Raw genomic sequence first — 21711 nt, forward strand, 5'->3', positions numbered from 1 at the left:
AGGTTATTGGCAGAAGACTTTCTTTAAAAAATATATATCCAAAAAAAGGAACACGTAAAATTAATTAGAAGTAATGAAGAGTAAAAAAGTATTCTCGAAGGAGATGGGGTTTATGAATGAACAGCTGCAAGAAAAATTAGTAGAAAGGATTGATGCAGTATTCCTTCCTGTAAAAAATCTTAAAAAATCGTTGTCTTGGTATCAGGAGATATTTGGCTTTAAATTAAGATGGGAAAATGAGAGAATGTGTGGTCTCTCGATTGCACCAAATTGTGGATTTCACCTTGTCCAAATTTCGGATTTTCAACCTATTGATAAATACACGCCTTTTAATTATGTTGTTAAAGACGTAGAAAAAGTCAGAAAAAAACTAATAGAAAAAAATGTAATTGTATCAGATTTAAGGGGTGGAGAACCTAAACGTTTTGATTTGACCGACATAAATGGAAATATGATAAGTGTCATAGAATTATAAAAATGATATATAACGATTTGATTTAATAAGGAGCAAAGTTTTTTGATAATTAATCCGAATAAACGCCTTTGTGCAGCAAGAAATATCACATTCACTGTCCTAAAGGAAAATGAGCATTGGATACGATTACTCTCAAAAGATTTTTATCGGTGAAAATTGGTCCTAGGCAACGTTTCGTAACAAAAAAAATTGACAACTAACAAAAGCCTTTCTATTTAAGAAGGGTTTTTTATATTTCTAAGACCTTATGATACTACGTCAAGAAAATGGACACATTGAATTATGAGTTTCTTTTTGCACCTACTGGCTCCGCTTGCTGCTCACTACAATGTTAAGGGACGTAACCCTTGAATGTACCGGTATTTTTAAGATGCATTTTTTCTTTAAAGTGTGCATGCTTTTTATATTCGAGCGGTAAATCACATCATGAAACGACTCAATGCATTCATTATCATAACAGTTACCCTTTCGAATCATGCTTGTAGAGATGCCGTACTGTCTTAACACTTGTTGATAATCTTTGATAGCATATGGACTTCCGCTGACAAAAAGACGGAAAGGCCTGGTTTATGGTTAATGTTTTAATGCTGTAATTACTAAATCATTTGTCATTCCCTCGCCCATAACTCGGATAAATCGATAGGTTATTCTTTGAATTTTTTTACTTTTAAGATATGTTTTTAATAAAGGTTACATACTATATGTTATTATTATAGTTAAGTAACTATATTGAGGTGTATTATGGAATATGTAGAACCTATAAAGAAGGTTGAGACCATAGATAAAATAAAAGCCATCCTTAAAAAAAGGTCACATAGAGACTATGTGTTGTTCGTATTTGGAATTAATACAGGAATTCTTATAAGCCATTTACTCAGAATTAAAGTAAGTGATGTTTATGATGGTCAAAATGTAAAAGAGTACTATTATTTGGGAGAACAAAACAGTGGTGAAATCAAGCCATATTATATAAATAATAAAGTAAAATACGCCTTAATTGACTACGTAACGAAAGCTGAATTACTAACAACAGACTATCTTTTCAAATCAAAGAAAAACAACGAGCCAATAACTCGACAGCAAGCCTATCGAATTATAAATAATGTTGCTAGAGAAGTTGGTATTTCCGAAAAAATAGGGACGCATACTTTAAGAAAAACATTCGGATACCATGCATACCAAAAAGGGATAGCGATTTCATTGTTACAATCTGTTTTTAATCACCACACTCGTGCTGAGACATTACGGTATATCGGGATAGAAAGAGATAATTTCGAGGTTAAAATTGATGTTAACTTATAATTGACCATTCATGGAGAGGGAGACATAAATGTTAGAACAAATTAACGTTGATTATTTTATTTTACTTACCGCATTATTACTAATCATAGGTGTCCTGACAACAAAATTTTCGACTCGTTTGGGAGTTCCTGCTCTAGTTTTATTCTTACTAGTCGGGATGATTATGGGAAGTGACGGTTTAGGCTTAATCCACTTTAATAACCCTTATTTGGCTCAATTAATTGGTATTCTTGCCTTAGTTGTTATTCTTTTTGAAGGGGGTTTACAAACAAAGTGGTCATCAGTAAGAGCTGTTGCAACCCCTTCGCTATCGCTTGCAACATTAGGGGTGCTATTAACAACGATGGTTGTTGCAGTTGCTGCAAAGCTAATATTTGATGTTTCTTGGTTGGAAGGAATGTTATTTGGAGCTATTGTTGGCTCGACTGATGCAGCAGCCATATTTGCTGTCTTAAAAGGTCAAAATATTCGTGATAGACTTAGTTCAACCCTTGAAGCAGAGTCGGGAACTAATGACCCAATGGCAGTGTTTCTAACCTTATCATTAATTGAACTGATGACTATCGAGAGTCCATTTTATTTCTTACTAGTGGGTTCCTTTATTTGGCAAATGGGTATGGGACTTTTATTAGGTTTTCTATTTGGGCGTTTTGCGAGTTATGCTATCAATAAAATTAATTTAGATTCAAGTGGTCTTTATCCGATTTTCGCTCTCGCTTTTGCATTGCTCACCTATAGCCTTTCAGATTTAATCGGAGCTAGCGGTTTATTGGCTGTTTATATTGCTGCGCTTGTAATTGGTAATGGAGACTTAACTTATCGGCACTCTATATTTAGGTTTAATGAAGGATTCGCATGGATGATGCAAATTTTAATGTTCATCATTCTAGGTTTATTGGTATTTCCTTCACAATTTCTATCGTTTGATATTATCGTTAAAGGTCTTTTGCTTTCGATTATTTTAATTTTTATTGCCCGCCCCGTCGCTGTTTTCCTCTCGACTATAAAAATGGGATTTGGATTAAAGGAAAAAGTCTTTCTTTCTTGGGCGGGATTAAAAGGTGCAGTCCCTATTGTACTTGCAACATTCCCAATGACAATGGGATTAGAAAATAGTCAGTTGTTTTTCAATGTAGTATTTTTCGTCGTATTAACTTCAGCTTTGATTCAAGGTTCAACGATTTCCATTGTTGCTAAAAAATTAGGATTGCATGGTCCAAAGAAAGTTGAAGCCCCTCATACTTTAGAACTTGTTTCCATTGGGAAAGCAAATGCAGAAATAATTGAATATGAAGTGAATGAACAGTCTACTATTACTGGTCAAACGTTAAAAGATTTAAATTTTCCTAAAGATGTTCTAATTAGTGCGATTATCCGCAGAGCTGATTTACTAACCCCACATGGAGATACAATAATAAAAACTGATGATATTCTTTATATTCTTGTATCAAAAAAAAGAAAAAAGGAATTGAAAAACTTTTTGAATGAACGTAAGGAAGTTTTTAGTCCTTCGGGATTTGAAGAGTAGAAAAGATAGTCACGTTAGTTATTTAACTAACAAATGCTTAAACGAAAGAGTGGGAAGGTATCAGATCGAATTGAAACGGGTTGCGAAGAGCTGCTTCTCTTAACTTTTGTGCCCTTTCGTTTGCCTATTTCTTTTTCACTCACACTTAAAACAACCTCAGAAGTTGGTAACGATAGCAGCATTACTTTTCTTAGTTCTTCCTTTTATTATATAAAAAATAAAATTCTTTCCCCGTAATCTTCTGAACTGAGAATTAATATATGTAAGACTAGTACTAATGTATGGCATTATCGGAACGATGGAAATGCTTTTCTGTAAGTAAAGTTTTTTGGGGCATTCCCTAAAATAGTGCATAGGATGTTTTTATAAACATTTGAAGGGAATGAAAAAGATGTACTATGGTCCATATATGTATCCATATCAAAATCAAAATCCTAATTATGTTAATGCACCAATGTATAACGATGGAAGACAGTCTGTAAACGGTACTTTTCCTAATCAGACAGAGTTTACACACAGATTTAATTCTTTTCGCTCTTCCAACGGTGGTGGGAATATGTCGTTAACAGATTATGGATCCAAACCATTTGTCATTGATATCAATGAAGCAACTAAGCAAAACAATACGTTTCGAACAGCTTTGTGGACGGGACCACATTTGCAAGTTACTTTAATGAGTCTCCAAGTGGGCGAGGATATTGGTTTGGAAATGCACCCTGATGTTGATCAGTTCTTACGAGTAGAACAAGGTCAGGGAATGGTGCGTATGGGCGAGAATAAAGCTAATTTAAACTTTGAAAGAAATATCTATGATGATTCGGCAATCATTATACCCGCTGGAACATGGCACAATCTAACTAATACAGGTAATACTCCGTTAAAACTTTACTCAATATATGCTCCTCCTAACCATCCATTTGGTACTGTTCATGTTACCAAAGCAGATGCAATGGCTATGGAAGGAGTACATGATAATGGAAATTCGAGATATATTTGGTAACACTCTAGATGCACGGGTAAAGTCCACCGGATTTTGGTGAATGAAGGGTTAGAGGGTGTTAAAAGAGGAATACATGCTACACATTCTTCAAGAATTTATTTTAATAGGAGTTCTTGTAGGAAAAGGTATTCTCCTGAAAAAGCATACGAAACAGTAGATAAAGAAAAATGGGAGCGTGCAGGAGAGTTTATACTTCTTCAGCAAGTAAAAATATAATAGTTAAGAGAAAGAAATATTTCAAAACTTGTAAAGGGTTTTGTCATAGTGACGAAACCCTTTTATGGCTTCATGATACACACGCCTTTATTAGATTACATATGAGAAGTTAATACCCGTTTTTTATAAAGATAGTCTTTTTATATAGAGATACTTCAATAAAAACAGTCAATGATTGCCCTAACGAAGCATTAGGGTGAACAAGGCACGATCTTTCCTGTTTCATAACTAAATGGGGGAAATTGAGGTCTCTAAGAAAACTTTTCTTGCTACTCCATTAATACTTTTAATTGATTTCCAGTATCCATCTTATTTGATTATCAAACAAAGAATTTAAATGGCAAAAATAGATATAAAAAGTCAATATTAATTCATATTAACTTTGGTCTACTCATTGGATTCGTACTTTCTTTATTGAGAATTTATTTCTTGTTATAGTGACGTTAATAGCAGCATTTATTTTGTGTTGTTTTTTTATGGGATTTTGACGAAGAAAATCTAACGAGGTGAGCAAAATGAAGGGGAAATTTTCTCCTTTTTTAATATTACTTGCAGCAATACTTTGGGGGACCACTGGAACAACTCAGGCACTTGCTCCGGAAGCAGCCCATCCGATTGCTATCGGTGCTACTCGCTTAGCAGTCGGAGGTCTATTTTTATTATTAATTGTTTTAATTATAGGAAAGTTGAACTTTAAAAATTGGCCAATTAAAACAACTCTGCTGGCTTCTTTAAGTATGGCATTGTATCAACCATTATTTTTCTCTGCAGTTACCATAACAGGGGTGGCCATTGGGACAGTAGTAGCAATTGGCAGTGCCCCTATTTTATCTGGTTTCATTGAATGGATTTATTTAAAAAAACGTCCGCATATCATTTGGTGGTATTCTACTTTTCTATCAATTTTAGGTTGTCTAATGCTATTTACGAATAAAGAATCAGTATATGTAGACCCTGTTGGAATATTAATGGCTTTGGGGGCGGGTTTATCGTTTGCCGGTTATACGCTTGTAAGTAGAGATTTAGTTGAAAAATATTCATCTTTATCGGTAGTTGCCGTTGTGTTCACCCTTAGTGCAATCTTTCTATCGCCATTTTTATTTGTTTTTGATATGTCTTGGGTAACCAGTTTTCGAGGGGTGGGTGTAAGTCTACAACTTGGGGTGATGGCGACTGGGATTGCATATTTACTTTTTGCCCAAGGTCTTATCCATGTCTCTTCATCAACTGCAGTTACACTTGCGTTAGCAGAACCATTAACAGCAGCATTATTAGGAGTTTTCATAGTAGGAGAATACTTAAACACCACTTCTTGGTTAGGCATGTTCCTCTTAATGCTAGGAATCGGAATATTAATATGGTCGTCCAAAAATCCCGGTAGCAAAAAGGAACGTAGGATGGATCAGAAATGAGAGACATTGGAAATTGTAAAGAGGTGGTTAAATGGGTATGGCCAAAATTAAAACTAGATATTCGTATTGGCCCGGTCATTAATGTAACAACGGCACCGTTTTTCACCCTTTAGAATTCTCTCAATTTCCTGTATAATAAACAAATATCAAAATTAAGATTATTTTCAGTTTTCTAATGAGTACATAAGATAACCTCCACACAAAGAATCTAAAAAGGGGATCCATACTTTGAATACTAAATTTCTAGATTTATTGTCGCAACGATATGATAGTGAAGAAAAAGTAGTAACAGAGATTATTAACCTTGAAGCCATTCTCAATCTACCAAAAGGAACGGAGCATTTTGTTAGTGATTTACACGGAGAGTATCAAGCCTTTCAACATGTGTTACGAAATGGCTCTGGTAATGTAAAACAGAAAATACGAGACATCTTTGCTGATGAATTGTCGGAGGACGAAATCAATGAATTTGCGACGTTATTGTATTATCCTGAAGATAAGATACAGATAATCAAGAATAATGTTGACAGTACAAAAGAGTTACATGAATGGTATACCAAAATCATCAACCATTTGATTAAGCTGCTGCCGTATGCCTCTTCCAAATATACACGGTCGAAGCTACGTAAGGCCTTGCCTGATCAGTTTGTCTATATTATCGAAGAGCTCCTCTACAAAACCGAGGAATATAGCAATAAGAAAGATTATTATATGAAAATTGTTCAGCAAATTATTTCTCTTGATCAGGCTGACAAGCTTATTGCCGGTTTGGCTTATACGGTTCAGCGGTTGGTGGTAGATCATCTTCATGTCGTGGGTGATATTTATGATCGGGGACCTGAACCTGAACAGATTATGGATACGTTAATAGATTATCATTCCCTTGATATACAGTGGGGGAATCATGATGTGCTATGGCTCGGTGCCTTTACGGGGTCCAAGGTTTGTCTTGCGAATATTCTTCGGATCTGTGCGCGTTATGACAATTTGGATATTATTGAGGATGCGTATGGTATCAATCTTAGACCGCTACTTAATTTGGCTGAGAAATACTATGGCGATAATCCAGCATTTCGACCAAAGAAACAATCAGATAAACACCTAACGGAACAGGAACAGCTGCAAATCACGAAAATCCATCAAGCAATTGCCATGATTCAATTTAAACTCGAAATCCCAATTATCAAGAGACGCCCATGCTTTAATATGGAAGATCGGCTTTTACTTGAGAAGGTGGATTATGAGAAAAACGAAATCATGCTGTATGGAAACACATATTCACTGGAGAATACCTGCTTTGCAACGGTTAATCCAGAACAACCCGAGCAATTATTAGAGGAAGAAGAGCAGGTCTTGAATAAGCTCTTATTGTCTGTCCAGCATTCTGAAAAGTTGGCCAGACATATGAATTTTTTAATGAAAAAGGGAAGTCTCTATCTGAGATATAACGGGAATCTTTTGATCCATGGCTGTATCCCATTGGATGAACAAGGCAATATGGAGAAGATGGTGATTGAAGGGAAGGCCTACGCCGGTCGTGACTTACTAGATCGGTTTGAACAGGATTTACGACACGCATTTGCCCATCCAGAAGAAACAGATGATTTGGCTACAGATATGGTCTGGTATTTATGGACTGGGGAAAAATCGTCTCTATTTGGGAAGCGAGCCATGACCACCTTTGAACGTTATTTCATTCAGGACAAAACAACCCATAAAGAAAAAAAGAACCCATACTATTACTTGCGGGAACAGGAAGAAATCTGCCAGAAGATGTTAAGAGAGTTTGATCTTGATCCTGAACAAGGCCATATCATTAATGGACATACCCCTGTCAAAGAAATCGACGGAGAAAATCCAATCAAAGCAAATGGAAAAATGCTCGTCATTGATGGCGGATTCTCCAAGGCCTATCAATCGACAACTGGAATTGCGGGATATACGCTATTATACAATTCTTTCGGGATGCAGCTAGTTGCCCACAAGCACTTTAACTCCAAAGAAGAGGTGCTCCAAAACGGAACAGATGTTTTATCAGTCAGACGATTGGTCGATAAAGAACTTGAGAGAAAAAAGGTATCCGAAACGAATGTCGGAGAGGAATTACGACAGGAGATCTCGATGTTGAAGAGTTTGATGGAGTATCGGTATATGAAGTAGAAATAATCTTCAAAAAAAAACCCTCGTAAAGGCATTTTCTACGAGGGTTTTTTGGTGTGAGAGAAAAAGGCCATATGTTGGAGTACGAGTTGAACTTTATGGTTTTACCAAAATCCAGTAATCGTTGAGAGAACGATTTAGGTGCTTATGATTCTGAAGGGGAAAGTTAGACCAAATTATTGAAATGCCACTTAACTATACATTATCGCCGGGTTGATGCTAGAGGCCGTTGGAGATATTCCCCAACAGCTTAGCGTTTCTTTTTTTGAGTGATACGTTTTTGCTTACCCTAGAGAGATGACTCCCTTATTACTATCTCTGGGGGTAGCACAATTTTTCTATTATTTTGGCTCGAGTTTCCTTCAATTTTATCCACTAGCATTTGAACACCTAAATAACCAAAATCATAGGCTGGCTGTGCTGCAACTGTAAAAAAGTCACTCATTGGCCCAACATCATCAAAGCAAACAAATGCCATATCTTTTGGTATGTTCAATCCTCGCTCCTTCAGCTTTTTCATCATTGTTACGGCAATAAAGTTATTTGCTGCAAAAATGGCAGTAGGCTTCAAAGAGGCAGGAAGATCCAGTAAGATATCAATAATCGTTGTTTCGCTTCGCTGTTTATAATCGGTTTCAAAAATGAGTGCTTCAACAACTGGAAGATTATAAAATTGTAAGGACTCTATATAGGCTTGTTTTCGCTCTCGAGCAGTGGATATATGCGACGGGCCATTAATCAGTGCGATTTTTTTGTGACCGTTTTCGATTAGATGCTTCATTAACCCTCGCGTTCCTTCATGACTGTTCCCAAGCACTATATCTGATTCTAAGCCGTTAATTTCTCGGTCAAGAATAACAAAAGGTATCCGATTTTTAATGAGTTTTTGTACATTTTTTTTCGAATGATCTCCTGAAGGTGCTATTAAAACACCATCGACTCTTGATTCTAAAAGCATTTGAATGTATTTTGACTCTTTATTAATATCTTCATCACTGTTACTAAAAATCACTTGATAGCCGAGCTGAAGGGCCTTATCTTCGGCACCACGGGCTACCTTTGTAAAGAAAGGGTTGCTAATATCAGTGATCAGTAGTGAAAGAATTTTGGTTGTTTTAGAAATGAGGCTGCGAGCCGTTTTATTCGGGATATAGTTTAACGTTTCAATTGCTTGTTCCACTTTTAATTTCGTGGATTTACTAATAGGGCCTTTTTGATTAATGACCCTAGATACGGTCATAGGTGAAACTTCAGCCAATTTGGCTACATCGTAAATGGTTGCCATAAAAAAACGTCCCTTTCTTGACATACAATAGCATTAATAATAGTGGAAGAGCATAAAGATTACAACTCTATTATAGTTTATGTTGACAGCAAAAAGAAGTTTTGTTATTTTTGTGTTACCGGTATCATAAAAATAACATAGATGATTAATTTGAATCGATCAGTACGTGAGGTAAGAAAGGAATTATTTATAAGATTTATTTATTCAATAATGAAAGCGATTTCGATGTAGTGATGACTAGTCAAAGGAAAGGGGGGAATGGAATGGCAGAAAAAACATTTAGTGCTGGAATTACATGCATTGTCATGAATGAACAGGACAATGTTGTAACGTTGTTAAGGGATGTTAAAGAAAATGAGCAAATTAGCTTCGATATGAATGGTGAGAAACGAACATTGGTTGTGAAGCAAGATGTAGGGTTTGGCCATAAGCTTGCTCTTCGGTCAATTGAAGAATCTGAAACAATTTATAAATATGGTGAGTCAATTGGGGTAGCAGCAACTACGATTCAAATAGGTGAGCATGTTCATGTTCACAATCTCCTCGGTGTACGTGGACGAGGGGACAAATAACGGGTAAGGGAGTGAAAGAGATGACAATGATTAAAGGGTACCGTCGTCCAGACGGAAAAGTAGGAATTCGAAACCATCTATTATTGTTACCAACTGTCGTTTGTGCCAACCAGGTTGTCAACCGTATTCAGCAGCAAACACCGGGGTCGGTGGCGATTCCTCATCAACATGGCTGTAGTCAGGTTGGAAATGATAAGGAACAAACACATAAAGTACTTGTTGGTATGGGGAAGAATCCGAATGTTGGGGCTGTGCTAGTTGTAAGTTTAGGCTGTGAAGTCATGAATGCTGAACAGATTCGTGACGAAATTGCCGAAACAGGGAAACCAGTCGTTTGGATTGATATCCAAGATGAGGGCGGCTCTGTAAATACAATAAAAAAAGGGATAGAAGTTGCAGATGAACTCTATCAACAGATTTCTAGTTTACCAGTTGAAGATATTCCTTTATCTGAGATTGCTGTTGGAGTGAAATGTGGGGGATCGGACACGACGTCTGGACTTTGCAGCAATCCTGCTCTTGGAAAAACGTCAGACCTCATTATTAAAAATGGCGGAAGCATTATTATGGGTGAGACAACCGAGATTATTGGGGCTGAACACATCTTAGCTAAAAAAGCTGTCAATAAACAGGTGAGTCAAAAGCTGTACTCTGCCATCGAACGTTTTGAAAAAGAAATTAAACGTATGGGTGTCGATATGCGTGGCGGAAACCCGAGCCCTGGTAACATTGAAGGTGGACTTTCTAGTATTGAAGAAAAATCGTTAGGGTGCATTAGTAAAGCAGGAACAGCGCCGTTGCAGGGTGTTTTTGAATATGCAGATCCCGTTCCCGGAAAGGGATTTTATTTTATGGACTCTCCAGGAAATGATATCGAATGTGTTTCGGGCATGGCGGCTGCAGGTGTTCAAGTTGTTTGCTTCACGACAGGGCGCGGAACACCGACTGGAAATCCAATCGTCCCGGTTATAAAAATTTCTGGAAACGAACTTGCAGCCAAAAAAATGGCTGACAATATCGATATTGATACGAGCCCCGTATTACAAGGGGAAGAAACACTTGAACAAGCGGGTGAACGGATTTTTAAAGAGATTGTCAATGTCGCTTCCGGGGAGGAAACAAAGGCAGAGATTCTCGGTCATCAAGAGTTTAGTATTAGTCGGATTGGAATCAGCTTGTAGAAGGTAAGTTCCTCAATCTATTGTTGAAAAGGAGTGAACGTATGAAACGCTTAGTAGAGAAAACGGCTTTAGTTACTGGTGGAAGTCGTGGAATAGGGAAAGCCATTGTGTTGAGGTTAGCAGAAGAAGGTGCCAATGTTGCTATCAACTATCACTCTGACAGGTCACAGAACCAGGCGGAGGAGCTAAAACAAGAAGTTGAGAAATTAGGGAGAAAGGCACTAGTGGTCAAGGCCGATGTTGGAAGCAAAATAGAAGTAGAACGGATGATGGAAAAAGTAGAGAAAGAATTGGGCGAGGTTGAAATTTTAGTAAATAATGCTGGGATTGCTCCGTTTGAACCATTTATGCAGGTGACCGAAGAAACTTGGGACAGAACGTATAATACCAATGTGAAATCTATCTTTCTTGCTTCACAGCTTGCCGCTAAAAAAATGATTCCTAAACGCTACGGTAAAATTATCAATGTGTTGTCTACCGCTAGTTTAATGGTTACAAGTCCGGTGATTCCACATTATCAATCTTCTAAAGCGGCAGGTCATATGCTTACAAAAGGAATGGCGATTGAATTAGGACCTTATAACATTAATGTAAATGCAGTAGGTCCTAGCACAATTGATACCGACATGTGTACGGATTTTCTAGCAGATCCGGACATTAGACGAAAGGAAGAAGAGGCGAATCCGATGAAACGTTTAGGGACAGCTAAACAAATTGGTGATGCGGTTGCTTTTTTAGCATCGGATGAAGCAATGCAAATTAATGGACACTTACTCATGGTTGATGGGGGATTAACCGTGAAGGCAGCCCAACCCGAGGATCATCTTGAACATTAACAAGGAGGAATGATAAAGATGAGGTTAAAGAATAAAGTGATACTCATAACGGGGGCAGGCTCCGGTATTGGCAAAAGCACAGCTCTTCTATTCGCAAAAGAAGGGGGAACTGTGATTGTTAATGATTTAGATGAGAAAAGTGGAAACCAAGCAGTAGAGGAAATTCGTTCTCAAAATGGGAAAGCTCATTTTATTCAAGCAGATGTAACGGATTCAGAGTCTGTCAAAGCGATGGTTTCTGAAGCCATTCAATTGTATTCCCGAATTGATGTATTATTTAATAATGCTGGGATCAGTGGTGTCGGAAGGCTTCATGAAATCGAGCTCGATTCTTGGAACAAAACGATGAATGTTAACATAAATGGGGTCATGCTACCGAGTAAATATGTGATTCCTCATATGATGGAACAAAAAAACGGTTCAATTATTAACATGTCCTCGTGTATTGCGGAAATGGGACTTGCCAATCGGGCATCCTATTCCACCACAAAGGGAGCGATTTTAGCTTTAACAAAATCGATGCAAGTGGATTATGCCGCTTTTAATATACGAGTAAATGCGCTATTACCAGGGACAATTTTTACCCCTTTTGTAGAGAACTATTTAAAAACGTCGTACAATAATCCTGAAGAAGCTATTGAAAAGATTAAGACTCGTCAATTAAGTGGGCAATTAGGAAAACCAGAAGATGTTGCATATGCGGCTCTCTTCCTCGCTTCGGATGAATCAACATTCATGATGGGGTCACCGCTTTATATTGACGGTGGGGTTGTGTTTGGTAAAGATGCGTAAGTTATTTTAAAGGAGGATAAAACAATGAAACTAGTAACATTTTTAAAAGAAGGAAATCAAGCGTTAGGTGTGAAAACGGAGGAAGGAATCCTTGATATTCAAGCAGCGTTAGAGAAACATCCAAATCCAGATGTTCCTACAAATGTAATGGACGTCATTGCTGGAGGAGAAGAGGCGGTTTCGGCCATTGAAGCATACATAAATGCTCTTTCAAGTGACTTTTCAGCACGATTAAACGTAGAAGAAATCAAGTGGGAACCATGCGTAACACATCCAAATAAAATTATTTGTGTTGGTTTGAACTATCGAAGACATGCAGACGAAACGAATGCGCCATATCCGGAAGTGCCAATTTTATTCAATAAATTCAATAATACACTTACAGGTCATAACTGTGAGATAGCCGTTCCAAAAGTGACCGAAAAATTAGATTACGAAGTAGAGTTAGGGGTAGTGATTGGGAAAAAGGCTAAATATGTTAGTAAGGAAGAAGCACTAAATCATGTATTTGGCTATTGCACGGTTAATGATTTGTCTGCTCGTGATTTGCAAATGAAAACGCCACAATGGCTTTTAGGTAAAACCTGCGATGATTTCAGTCCTGTAGGTCCTTATTTAGTGACAGCTGATGAAGTTGGGAATCCTAATGATTTAAATCTAAAAACCTATGTAAATGGTGAAGTTCGTCAAAATTCAAATACGTCTGACATGATTTTTTATGTCGATGAAATCGTTAGCTACATTTCTCAGCATATGACATTAACTCCTGGAGACCTCATTCTGACTGGTACCCCAGAAGGTGTTGTTTTAGGATATCCTGAAGCGGACCAAGTATATCTTCAACCTGGTGATGAGGTGACGGTTGAAATTGATAAGTTAGGTGCCCTAACGAATCGATTTGTTGCTGATAAATAATAGGATAGGAGGTGCGGCGACATGTTAAAAGGGATACCGTCTATTTTGTCTCCTGATCTTATGAAAATTATGCTTGAGATGGGACATGGGGATGAATTAGTGATTGCCGATGGAAACTTTCCAGCAGCATCATGTACGAATCGACTTGTTCGTGCCGATGGTCATGAGATCATTGAGTTACTAGATGCCATTCTTACCTTTTTCCCTATCGATACGTATGTTGAAAAGCCAGTTTCACTAATGGAAGTTGTTCCCGGTGATCCAGTTGAACCAAAGATTTGGAATCAGTACAACGAAATCATTCTTAAGCATGAGCCTCGCTTTCAAGGATTTGAAATGGTCGAACGTTTTCATTTTTATGACCGGGCTAAGAAAAGCTATGCAATTGTCGCTTCCAGTGAACAGGCCCTTTATGCGAATATCATTATAAAAAAAGGTGTCATTAAAATCTGAGGATAGTATAAGACCCACTGGAGCTAAATTTTGCTTCATTGGATTTTTTGTAGAAATCAAAACCCTAGGCTCGGCGAGGCCACTGAAAAACCCTTTGAAAGCATTTCGAGGAAGTAGTAATGGCTTCACTCGTTGCGCGCCTTGCTATGAGAAAATCACTCATAGCAAGGCTTTTCAAAACCAGGCAACGGCTCCGCGCATTACTAAGAGGGCACTGAAATAGGAAAAGCACCCTTTTTCAGTGCCCTCGGCGAGGCCTAGGGTTTCAAAAAGCTTCTAGCGAGGTATAAAAAAAGCTCCCCCGTGGTGCTAAACTAAATTTACTTCGCCAATCACACCAAAAATAAATGTGTTCTCATTGGTGGGGTCTTTAATTCAAAAGAATGAAGGAGGTTACGAATGAGAATTGATGCTCATCAACACTATTGGAAAATTTCCCGAGGGGATTATGGTTGGCTTACTCCTGATGTTCGCACTCTATATAGAGATTTTCTTCCGCAAGACCTTGAACCTCATTTAAACAAGCATCACATGAATCAAACAATCCTTGTACAAGCGGCACCAACATTAGCAGAAACAGCATTCATCCTTAAGCTTAGTGAAGAGTGTGAAACCGTCGCTGGTGTTGTCGGCTGGTTGAATCTTGAAGACTCAAACTATAAAACTCATTTTAACATGTTTCGTAAGCATCCAAAGTTCGTTGGGTTCCGAGTGATGATTCAAGATATGGAGGACCCGTCTGTGATTTTAACAAAATCATATTTAGAAGCACTTACCTATTTTGCAGAAAAAGATGTACCTGTCGACCTATTGGTGGTTCATCATCAACTGCCTGTATTACTTGAATTACTAAAAAGAATTCCAACATTACGAGGGGTCATCGACCATATAGGCAAACCTTCAATTGCCTCTGGTGAAATGGAGACATGGAAAAAGCATATTCACCATTTGGCTTCTTATAAAAATATTTATTGTAAACTTTCAGGTATGATAACAGAAGCTGATCATCAGAACTGGGAAAAGCAAGCATTTGTTCCTTATATTCAGTTCATTCTAAATGAATTTGGTTCAAAGCGTGTCATGTTTGGAAGTGATTGGCCTGTTTGTAACCTTGCAGGAAGCTATGATGATGTGGTTGAGGTTCTAACATATGCATTACCAAGGTCAATGACAGAGCATGAAAAAGAACTCTTATTTGGTGACAATGCAAAGAGATTTTATAAGCTTTTATAATTTGTAAGCGTTTAAATATTAATGAACTTAGAAACTAGAGGGGACAAGTGAAAAAATGAACTATCGAAAACTTGGAAAAACAGGTCTTGACGTTTCGATTCTTAGTTATGGCGCATCTTCTTTAGGTTCAGTATTCAGGGATATCAATGAAGAAGAGGGAAAGAAAACGGTCCATGAAGCGATTAATAGTGGAATAAATTTCATTGATGTTTCTCCGTACTACGGGCTAACGGAAGCAGAGACCGTTTTAGGGAAGGCATTACAAGAAATTCCGAGAGATAAATACATTTTATCATCCAAAGCAGGTCGCTATGGGGAGCAAGATTTTGATTTTTCGAAAAAAAGTATTTTGCAAAGTGTTGAGGGAAGCCTCGAACGTTTGCACACGGATTATCTTGATATACTTCTCCTCCATGATATCGAGTTTGGTCGTTTTGATGAGGTGATGAGCGAAGGGATTTCTGTGCTTCATGAGTTAAAGAAGCAGGGGAAAATCCGTTACTTTGGTGTTTCAGGCTTACCACTGTCTATTTTTGAAAAAGTTTTGAGTCAAACCGATTTGGATGTGATTCTGTCTTATTGTCATTATTCATTAAACGACACGTCACTGACATCGCTCATCCCAACATTAGAAAAAAAGGATGTTGGTTTAATTAACGCTTCTCCACTATCAATGGGTCTCTTAAGCACAAGAGGGGTTCCTGATTGGCATCCAGCCGATGAAGAAATTAAGAACGCTTGTAAACAAGCACTCGAATTTTGTGAAAGAAACGGAGAAAACCTTTCAAAATTAGCGATTCAATATTCCGTGATGAATGAACGTATTCCTACAACATTGGTTAGTACAGCAAGTATCGAAAATATCAAGCGGAATATTGAGTGGGTGACACAACCAATCAATGAAGAATTGTTACAACATGTATTAAAGATTTTGAAACCGATTCATAACAAAACTTGGTAATGGAGGAGTCAAAGTAAAGAGTATTGTTTGTCTTCTACCGAACGAATTTGCGTATCAAATGAGCGAGAACGTTGAAACATGAATTTTGCCTGAATCGAAGGTCATAATGGCAATCGTTGAGTTATCTTAATGTAAAACAAAGGATGGAGGTAATCGTTATGAGTCAACATAAACTGTTCTATAAAAAACCTGCAGAAGATTGGAATGAAGCGTTACCGCTCGGCAATGGTCGATTGGGAGGGATGGTTTTTGGTGCGATTGAGAAAGAACGTATTCAATTGAACGAAGATTCAGTTTGGTATGGTGGCCCTCGTAATCGCAACAATCCTGATGCCTTGAAATATTTACCTGAGGTTCGTCGCTTACTTTCTGAAGGGCGATTAAAGGATGCGCAAGCACTAGCTGAGCTCGCCTTTCCAGGTGTTCCAGGATCACAACGACACTACGAACCTTTGGGAGATTTATTTTTAACCTTTCATGAACAGGAAGGCGAGCTAGCCTCCTACCAACGCGAGCTTAATTTGGATAAAGGTGTGGTCAATGTTACGTATTCCCTTAATGATGTATCTTATCAGCGAGAAGTATTTACAAGTTATCCGGATCAAGTGCTTGTTATGAGGCTCAAGGCTTCAAAGGAAAAAGCTCTTTCCTTTCATCTAATTTTAGACCGAGCAAAAATGAGAAACTATGATGAGATGGAAGCTTTGTCTGATGATATGTTAATGATGAAAGGAGAAACAGGGGGCAGGGATGGAATTACGTTTTGTAGTGTTGTCAAGGTAATTCCTGAAAATGGAACTGTTAAGACAATTGGAAATAGGTTGGTGGTGGAACATGCGGACGCGGTAACAATTCTTCTTTCAGCCGCAACGTCTTTCCGCTTTGAGGAACCGAAAGAACAATGCGTAGAAACGATAGAAAAGGCAGCAGATAAAACCTATATCTCTTTGTATGAAGCACATATAGAGGACTATCAAACGTTGTTTAAACGAGTATCCTTTGATTTGTTTGAGTCAAAGGTGAAGGATTCTCTACCAACGGATGAACGTTTGGAGCTTTTGAAACAAGGAAAAGAAGATGTAAGCTTAGTAAGCACATACTTTCAGTTCGGTCGGTATTTGCTCATTTCATCTAGTCGTCCCGGTTCATTACCTGCCAATTTACAAGGAATTTGGAATGACAACATGGTTCCTCCTTGGGACAGTAAATACACGATCAACATTAATGCACAAATGAATTACTGGCCTGCTGAGGTGACGAATTTATCTGAATGTCATGAGCCGTTATTTGAACATATTGAACGTATGGTCGAGCCAGGAAAGAGAACGGCACAAACGATGTATGGATGTAGAGGGTTTACAGCACATCACAATACAGATATATGGGCAGATACAGCACCACAGGATATTTACATGCCAGCGACTATTTGGCCGTTAGGTGCGGCATGGTTATGCTTACATTTTTGGGAACGATATCAATACACAGAGGACATTACATTTTTAGAAAGAGCCTATGAAACATTGAAAGAGGCCGCGTTGTTTTTTGTTGATTTCTTGATAGAGAATAAAGACGGGTTGTTAGTGACCTCTCCATCGGTTTCACCTGAAAATACATATGTTTTACCAAATGGTGAGAAAGGGACCCTTTGTGAAGGTCCGTCAATGGATAGCCAAATTATTTATGCGCTTTTCAACTCTTGCATTGAAGCGAGTGAAATTCTACAAAAAGATCAGGTATTTAGTCAGGAGCTTCTTAAATTAAAGGAGAAGCTTCCAACCCCTAAAATTGGCAAGTATGGACAGATTCAAGAATGGTGGGAGGATTATGAAGAAGCAGAACCTGGCCATCGCCATATTTCTCATTTGTTTGCCTTGCATCCGAGTAACCAAATTTCCCCTAAGCATACACCTGAATTAGCGGCCGCAGCAAAAGTGACTTTGGAACGTAGATTACAGCATGGAGGGGGCCACACAGGTTGGAGTCGTGCGTGGATTATTAATATGTGGGCGAGATTAGAGGAAGGTGATTTAGCGTACGAAAATATTCTTGGGTTGCTAACATCCTCGACATTATCGAATTTATTTGATAACCATCCTCCATTCCAAATTGACGGTAACTTTGGGGGGACAGCAGGAATTGCCGAAATGCTTTTGCAAAGTCATATGAATGAGCTACACGTTCTTCCGGCTTTACCCCACGCATGGGCTACTGGAAAGGTAAAAGGGTTACGGGCCAGAGGTGGATTTGAAGTTGATATCGACTGGGAAGAAAATGAATTAACACGAGCCGATATCTTCTCTAACCAAGGAAATCCATGTACGTTGAGGGTCCAAGGAGAAGTAGCGGTTACGTGTGAAGGGACTCCTCTTCGTGTTAAATCTTTAGGTGACTTTGTTTGTGAATTTGGGACAGAAAAAGGAAAGTCCTATCAAATTACGAAAATAAAATAAAGATATTTGAAAGTCAGGGAGAATACAGAACGTATGTCTCGTAAAGGCAACTGTTACAACAATTCCGTAATGGAGAATGTCTTCGGTATTATGAAATGAGAATTCCTTTACGGTGTTTTGGAGTTCTTTATACAAAAAAATTGATGGGAAGAAATACGAACATTGTTTTATCTTAAATTAACGTGCGCATTACAGGAGTAACGATAAAAGTTCAATTTCTCAACTTTATTGCTGTGAAATTGGGCTTTTTATATTTACTTATAGTGCAAAATAATTCCTATAATGACAGATTCCAACCTGTTTTAGGAAGATTCAAAAAGCCAAGAAACGCCTTCATACCAGCGTTTCTTGGCTTTCATTTTCAGAACCGTTTGTGCAGCTTGTTATTCAACGGATGTTTTTTCAGCATTTTCTTCCAAAAATGCTCTGAAATTATCTCCCCAATCACAAATGGAAGTTACAACCGGTTCTAGAAGTAAACCAACTTCACTTAGTTGATATTCCACTTTAGGAGGTACAACGGGGTATACAACTCTAGTAATGATTTTATCATCTTCTAATTCCCTTAATTGTCTAATTAACATACGTTGATTGACATCGGGAAGGTATTTTTGTATTTCACTTAACCTTAATGGAGACTGTTGGAGCAGATACCATATAATTGCTATTTTCCAACGTCCACCTATCACCGATAAGGCTAAATCTTTGCTAGTGAAAAAAGTTTTTTCTTTGTAAAATATCTCCATATATTGTTCCCCCTTCTCTGTTGTTATTTTGTTTATAGTGACAAAAACGTCAGTATTGTTTAATGAATTATAGTATGTGATTATGAAAATGTAAATTAGAAAATAAAAGAAAGAGGGGATTCATTTGAAAAGTAGAGCTGCTGTTGCATTTAAACCAGGAGAACCACTTCAAATTGTAGAAATTGATGTAGAAGAACCAAAAGCAAAAGAGGTATTAGTGAAGATACTCTATACATCAGTCTGTCATACCGATGCTTTTACATTATCAGGTGATGATCCGGAAGGCGTATTCCCTGCTGTATTAGGTCATGAAGGTGCTGGTGTTGTCGTTGCTGTAGGGGATGAAGTGACTTCACTAAAACCGGGAGACCATGTGATTCCACTATACACGGCTGAATGTGGAGAATGTAAATTCTGTCGTTCTGGTAAGACGAACTTATGTAGTGCTGTACGAGAAACTCAAGGTAAAGGTTTAATGCCTGATGGTACAACTCGTTTCTCTTATAATGGAGAGCCGATTTATCATTACATGGGAACAAGTACATTTAGTGAATACACAGTCGTTCCTGAAATCTCTTTAGCAAAAATTGACCAAGAAGCGCCACTTGATAAAGTTGGTCTATTTGGATGCGGTGTGACTACAGGGATTGGCGCTGTACACAACACAGCAAAAGTGGAAGAAGGAGCTGTGACAGCCGTATTTGGTTTAGGAGCGATTGGATTAGCCGCTATTCAAGGATTGGTTCAAGCAAAAGCAAGCCGAATTATTGCTATAGACTTAAATGAGAATAAGTTTGAATTAGCTAAAAAAATGGGCGCAACTGATTTTGTAAATCCTTCTAAATTTGATAAACCAATTCAAGAAGTCATTGTTGAAATGACGGATGGAGGAGTCGATTATAGCTTCGAGTGTATTGGAAATGTTGAAGTAATGAGGTCTGCTCTTGAATGTTGTCATAAAGGTTGGGGTGAAAGTGTTATTATCGGTGTAGCAGGAGCAGGTAAAGAGATTCATACTCGCCCATTCCAATTAGTAACGGGTCGAGTATGGCGTGGTTCTGCCTTTGGCGGCGTGAAAGGAAGAACGGAGCTTCCAGGAATGGTTGAAGATTATATGAATGGTGAAATCGATATCGATTCGTTTATTACACACCACTTAAACTTTACAGACATCAATGAGGCATTTGATTTGCTTCATAAAGGTGAGTCAATTCGTACGATGTTAACATATGGAGAGTGAGAAAATGAGTCTTAAACTTATTGAAAAACATCGCTCTTTTGGCGGAGAACAATGTAAGTACCGCCATTATTCAGAAGTCTTACAATGTGATATGACATTTAGTATCTACTTGCCATCAAATAAAGAAGAGAAAAAAATCCCTCTTATTTGGTGGTTATCTGGTTTAACTTGTACAGATGATAATTTTAGTCAAAAAAGCGGATTTCAGAGATTGGCTGAAAAATATCAAGTGGCAGTCATAATTCCAGATACTTCACCACGTGGAGAACATGTTGCTGATGATGAAGCATGGGATCTTGGGCAAGGTGCAGGTTTTTATTTAAATGCTACACAAGACCCGTGGGCAAAGCATTATAACATGTATACGTATCTAGTAGATGAATTACCAGCTATTGCGTCATCTTTGGTACCTCATTTTTCAGGATCAGAAAGTATAATGGGTCACTCCATGGGAGGTCATGGCGCTTTAGTGATTGGTATGAAAAATGCTGCGAGATTCAAAGCGATTTCTGCTTTTTCTCCTATTTTAAGCCCTAGTCAAGTTCCATGGGGAATAAAAGCTTTCTCCTCTTATTTAGGTGAAGATCAAACTTCCTGGAAAGTATGGGATGCTTCAGAATTGGTTAAAGAAGCTGGCATGCCGCCTATTCTCATTACGCAAGGAACGCAAGATGAGTTTTATCCAAAACAATTAGACGAAACTTGTTTTTTAAAGAATGCTTGGGAAAATAATCAAGTAGTACATTACAAGAAAGCTGAAGGTTATGATCATAGCTATTTCTTTATTGTTACTTTCTTAGAAGATCATTTCGCTTTCCATCTAGAGTACTTAAAATAATATGGAATTAAAATGAAAATATCCACATTGTAATTGAATGTGGATATTTTCGATTACTGTATGTTGAATTATTTTAAGGTTTATTATCTGAAAATAAGAAAGGGTGAACTAATTGG

Annotated in this window: 19 protein-coding genes and 1 pseudogene; 17 read left to right on the forward strand and 3 right to left on the reverse strand. The window is 37.8% G+C overall.

The window, feature by feature from the left end; all coding sequences use genetic code 11:
* Window positions 1-112: 112 nt before the first annotated feature.
* The gene (locus CEF19_RS20095) at window positions 113-475 is read left to right on the forward strand and encodes a VOC family protein (protein ID WP_157801027.1); all 363 of its coding nucleotides are present in this window, start codon (window positions 113-115) and stop codon (window positions 473-475) included.
* A gap of 402 nt (window positions 476-877) precedes the next feature.
* Here the strand turns inward: CEF19_RS20095 and CEF19_RS24440 are convergent.
* Window positions 878-1015 (reverse strand): annotated as a pseudogene (locus CEF19_RS24440) (IS3 family transposase); the annotation flags it as partial.
* A 201-nt stretch (window positions 1016-1216) separates the two neighbouring features.
* Here CEF19_RS24440 and CEF19_RS20100 point away from each other — a divergent pair.
* The 5 genes from CEF19_RS20100 to CEF19_RS20120 all read left to right on the forward strand — a co-directional run bounded on the left by CEF19_RS20100 (window position 1217) and on the right by CEF19_RS20120 (window position 8093).
* On the forward strand, window positions 1217-1777 hold the full coding sequence (locus tag CEF19_RS20100; protein ID WP_100407706.1) for a tyrosine-type recombinase/integrase: 561 nt from the start codon (window positions 1217-1219) through the stop codon (window positions 1775-1777).
* A gap of 28 nt (window positions 1778-1805) precedes the next feature.
* The gene (locus CEF19_RS20105; protein WP_100407707.1) at window positions 1806-3305 is read left to right on the forward strand and encodes a potassium/proton antiporter; all 1500 of its coding nucleotides are present in this window, start codon (window positions 1806-1808) and stop codon (window positions 3303-3305) included.
* Window positions 3306-3696: 391 nt separating this feature from the next.
* On the forward strand, window positions 3697-4305 hold the full coding sequence (locus CEF19_RS20110) for a cupin domain-containing protein (RefSeq protein WP_100407708.1): 609 nt from the start codon (window positions 3697-3699) through the stop codon (window positions 4303-4305).
* Window positions 4306-5036: 731 nt separating this feature from the next.
* Window positions 5037-5933, forward strand: a complete 897-nt coding sequence (locus CEF19_RS20115; protein WP_100407709.1) for an EamA family transporter — start codon at window positions 5037-5039, stop codon at window positions 5931-5933.
* A gap of 228 nt (window positions 5934-6161) precedes the next feature.
* Entirely contained in the window at window positions 6162-8093 is a 1932-nt protein-coding gene (locus tag CEF19_RS20120; protein ID WP_100407710.1) for a fructose-1,6-bisphosphatase, read from the forward strand.
* A gap of 289 nt (window positions 8094-8382) precedes the next feature.
* Here the strand turns inward: CEF19_RS20120 and CEF19_RS20125 are convergent, their stop codons facing one another.
* Entirely contained in the window at window positions 8383-9378 is a 996-nt protein-coding gene (locus tag CEF19_RS20125; RefSeq protein ID WP_100407711.1) for a LacI family DNA-binding transcriptional regulator, read from the reverse strand.
* A gap of 263 nt (window positions 9379-9641) precedes the next feature.
* On the opposite strand from CEF19_RS20125, the gene CEF19_RS20130 reads away from it, so the two are divergent.
* The 9 genes from CEF19_RS20130 to CEF19_RS20170 all read left to right on the forward strand — a co-directional run bounded on the left by CEF19_RS20130 (window position 9642) and on the right by CEF19_RS20170 (window position 18771).
* Window positions 9642-9950, forward strand: a complete 309-nt coding sequence (locus CEF19_RS20130) for a UxaA family hydrolase (RefSeq protein WP_100407712.1) — start codon at window positions 9642-9644, stop codon at window positions 9948-9950.
* Window positions 9951-9970: 20 nt separating this feature from the next.
* Window positions 9971-11131: a UxaA family hydrolase gene (locus tag CEF19_RS20135; RefSeq protein WP_100407713.1), complete on the forward strand. Its 1161-nt coding sequence runs from the start codon at window positions 9971-9973 to the stop codon at window positions 11129-11131.
* A gap of 41 nt (window positions 11132-11172) precedes the next feature.
* On the forward strand, window positions 11173-11967 hold the full coding sequence (locus CEF19_RS20140) for an SDR family NAD(P)-dependent oxidoreductase (protein ID WP_100407714.1): 795 nt from the start codon (window positions 11173-11175) through the stop codon (window positions 11965-11967).
* Window positions 11968-11985: 18 nt separating this feature from the next.
* Window positions 11986-12759: an SDR family NAD(P)-dependent oxidoreductase gene (locus tag CEF19_RS20145; protein WP_100407715.1), complete on the forward strand. Its 774-nt coding sequence runs from the start codon at window positions 11986-11988 to the stop codon at window positions 12757-12759.
* A 24-nt stretch (window positions 12760-12783) separates the two neighbouring features.
* Window positions 12784-13674, forward strand: coding sequence for a fumarylacetoacetate hydrolase family protein (locus tag CEF19_RS20150; protein ID WP_100407716.1), 891 nt, complete (start codon window positions 12784-12786; stop codon window positions 13672-13674).
* A gap of 21 nt (window positions 13675-13695) precedes the next feature.
* Window positions 13696-14127, forward strand: coding sequence for an RbsD/FucU family protein (locus CEF19_RS20155; protein ID WP_100407717.1), 432 nt, complete (start codon window positions 13696-13698; stop codon window positions 14125-14127).
* 399 nt (window positions 14128-14526) lie between these two features.
* Window positions 14527-15360 carry an amidohydrolase family protein gene (locus CEF19_RS20160; RefSeq protein WP_100407718.1) on the forward strand — a complete coding sequence of 278 codons (834 nt, stop codon included), beginning with the start codon at window positions 14527-14529 and terminating at the stop codon, window positions 15358-15360.
* A 55-nt stretch (window positions 15361-15415) separates the two neighbouring features.
* Window positions 15416-16321, forward strand: a complete 906-nt coding sequence (locus CEF19_RS20165; protein WP_100407719.1) for an aldo/keto reductase — start codon at window positions 15416-15418, stop codon at window positions 16319-16321.
* A gap of 158 nt (window positions 16322-16479) precedes the next feature.
* Window positions 16480-18771 carry a glycoside hydrolase family 95 protein gene (locus CEF19_RS20170; protein ID WP_198510333.1) on the forward strand — a complete coding sequence of 764 codons (2292 nt, stop codon included), beginning with the start codon at window positions 16480-16482 and terminating at the stop codon, window positions 18769-18771.
* A 383-nt stretch (window positions 18772-19154) separates the two neighbouring features.
* Here CEF19_RS20170 and CEF19_RS20175 read toward each other — a convergent pair whose 3' ends face one another.
* Window positions 19155-19517 carry a winged helix-turn-helix transcriptional regulator gene (locus tag CEF19_RS20175; RefSeq protein ID WP_100407721.1) on the reverse strand — a complete coding sequence of 121 codons (363 nt, stop codon included), beginning with the start codon at window positions 19515-19517 and terminating at the stop codon, window positions 19155-19157.
* A gap of 124 nt (window positions 19518-19641) precedes the next feature.
* Here CEF19_RS20175 and CEF19_RS20180 point away from each other — a divergent pair, with 124 nt between their 5' ends.
* Complete coding sequence (locus tag CEF19_RS20180; protein WP_100407722.1) at window positions 19642-20757, forward strand: S-(hydroxymethyl)glutathione dehydrogenase/class III alcohol dehydrogenase; 1116 nt, start codon at window positions 19642-19644, stop codon at window positions 20755-20757.
* A 4-nt stretch (window positions 20758-20761) separates the two neighbouring features.
* Window positions 20762-21595, forward strand: coding sequence for an S-formylglutathione hydrolase (gene fghA / locus CEF19_RS20185; RefSeq protein WP_100407723.1), 834 nt, complete (start codon window positions 20762-20764; stop codon window positions 21593-21595).
* Window positions 21596-21711 lie beyond the last annotated feature (116 nt).

The sequence above is a fragment of the Bacillus solitudinis genome (genome assembly GCF_002797395.1).
GTDB classification, from domain to species: Bacteria; Bacillota; Bacilli; order Bacillales; family Bacillaceae_D; genus Halalkalibacter_A; species Halalkalibacter_A solitudinis.

Coding starts and splice junctions, on each gene's coding strand:
- CEF19_RS20175 (WP_100407721.1), bottom strand. CDS start 19,517: ATGGAGATATTTTACAAAGAAAAAACTTTTTTCACTAGCAAAGATTTA.
- CEF19_RS20125 (WP_100407711.1), bottom strand. CDS start 9,378: ATGGCAACCATTTACGATGTAGCCAAATTGGCTGAAGTTTCACCTATG.
- CEF19_RS20100 (WP_100407706.1), top strand. CDS start 1,217: ATGGAATATGTAGAACCTATAAAGAAGGTTGAGACCATAGATAAAATA.
- CEF19_RS20170 (WP_198510333.1), top strand. CDS start 16,480: ATGAGTCAACATAAACTGTTCTATAAAAAACCTGCAGAAGATTGGAAT.
- CEF19_RS20110 (WP_100407708.1), top strand. CDS start 3,697: ATGTACTATGGTCCATATATGTATCCATATCAAAATCAAAATCCTAAT.
- fghA (WP_100407723.1), top strand. CDS start 20,762: ATGAGTCTTAAACTTATTGAAAAACATCGCTCTTTTGGCGGAGAACAA.
- CEF19_RS20135 (WP_100407713.1), top strand. CDS start 9,971: ATGACAATGATTAAAGGGTACCGTCGTCCAGACGGAAAAGTAGGAATT.
- CEF19_RS20145 (WP_100407715.1), top strand. CDS start 11,986: ATGAGGTTAAAGAATAAAGTGATACTCATAACGGGGGCAGGCTCCGGT.
- CEF19_RS20155 (WP_100407717.1), top strand. CDS start 13,696: ATGTTAAAAGGGATACCGTCTATTTTGTCTCCTGATCTTATGAAAATT.
- CEF19_RS20095 (WP_157801027.1), top strand. CDS start 113: ATGAATGAACAGCTGCAAGAAAAATTAGTAGAAAGGATTGATGCAGTA.
- CEF19_RS20115 (WP_100407709.1), top strand. CDS start 5,037: ATGAAGGGGAAATTTTCTCCTTTTTTAATATTACTTGCAGCAATACTT.
- CEF19_RS20165 (WP_100407719.1), top strand. CDS start 15,416: ATGAACTATCGAAAACTTGGAAAAACAGGTCTTGACGTTTCGATTCTT.
- CEF19_RS20105 (WP_100407707.1), top strand. CDS start 1,806: ATGTTAGAACAAATTAACGTTGATTATTTTATTTTACTTACCGCATTA.
- CEF19_RS20130 (WP_100407712.1), top strand. CDS start 9,642: ATGGCAGAAAAAACATTTAGTGCTGGAATTACATGCATTGTCATGAAT.
- CEF19_RS20160 (WP_100407718.1), top strand. CDS start 14,527: ATGAGAATTGATGCTCATCAACACTATTGGAAAATTTCCCGAGGGGAT.
- CEF19_RS20140 (WP_100407714.1), top strand. CDS start 11,173: ATGAAACGCTTAGTAGAGAAAACGGCTTTAGTTACTGGTGGAAGTCGT.
- CEF19_RS20150 (WP_100407716.1), top strand. CDS start 12,784: ATGAAACTAGTAACATTTTTAAAAGAAGGAAATCAAGCGTTAGGTGTG.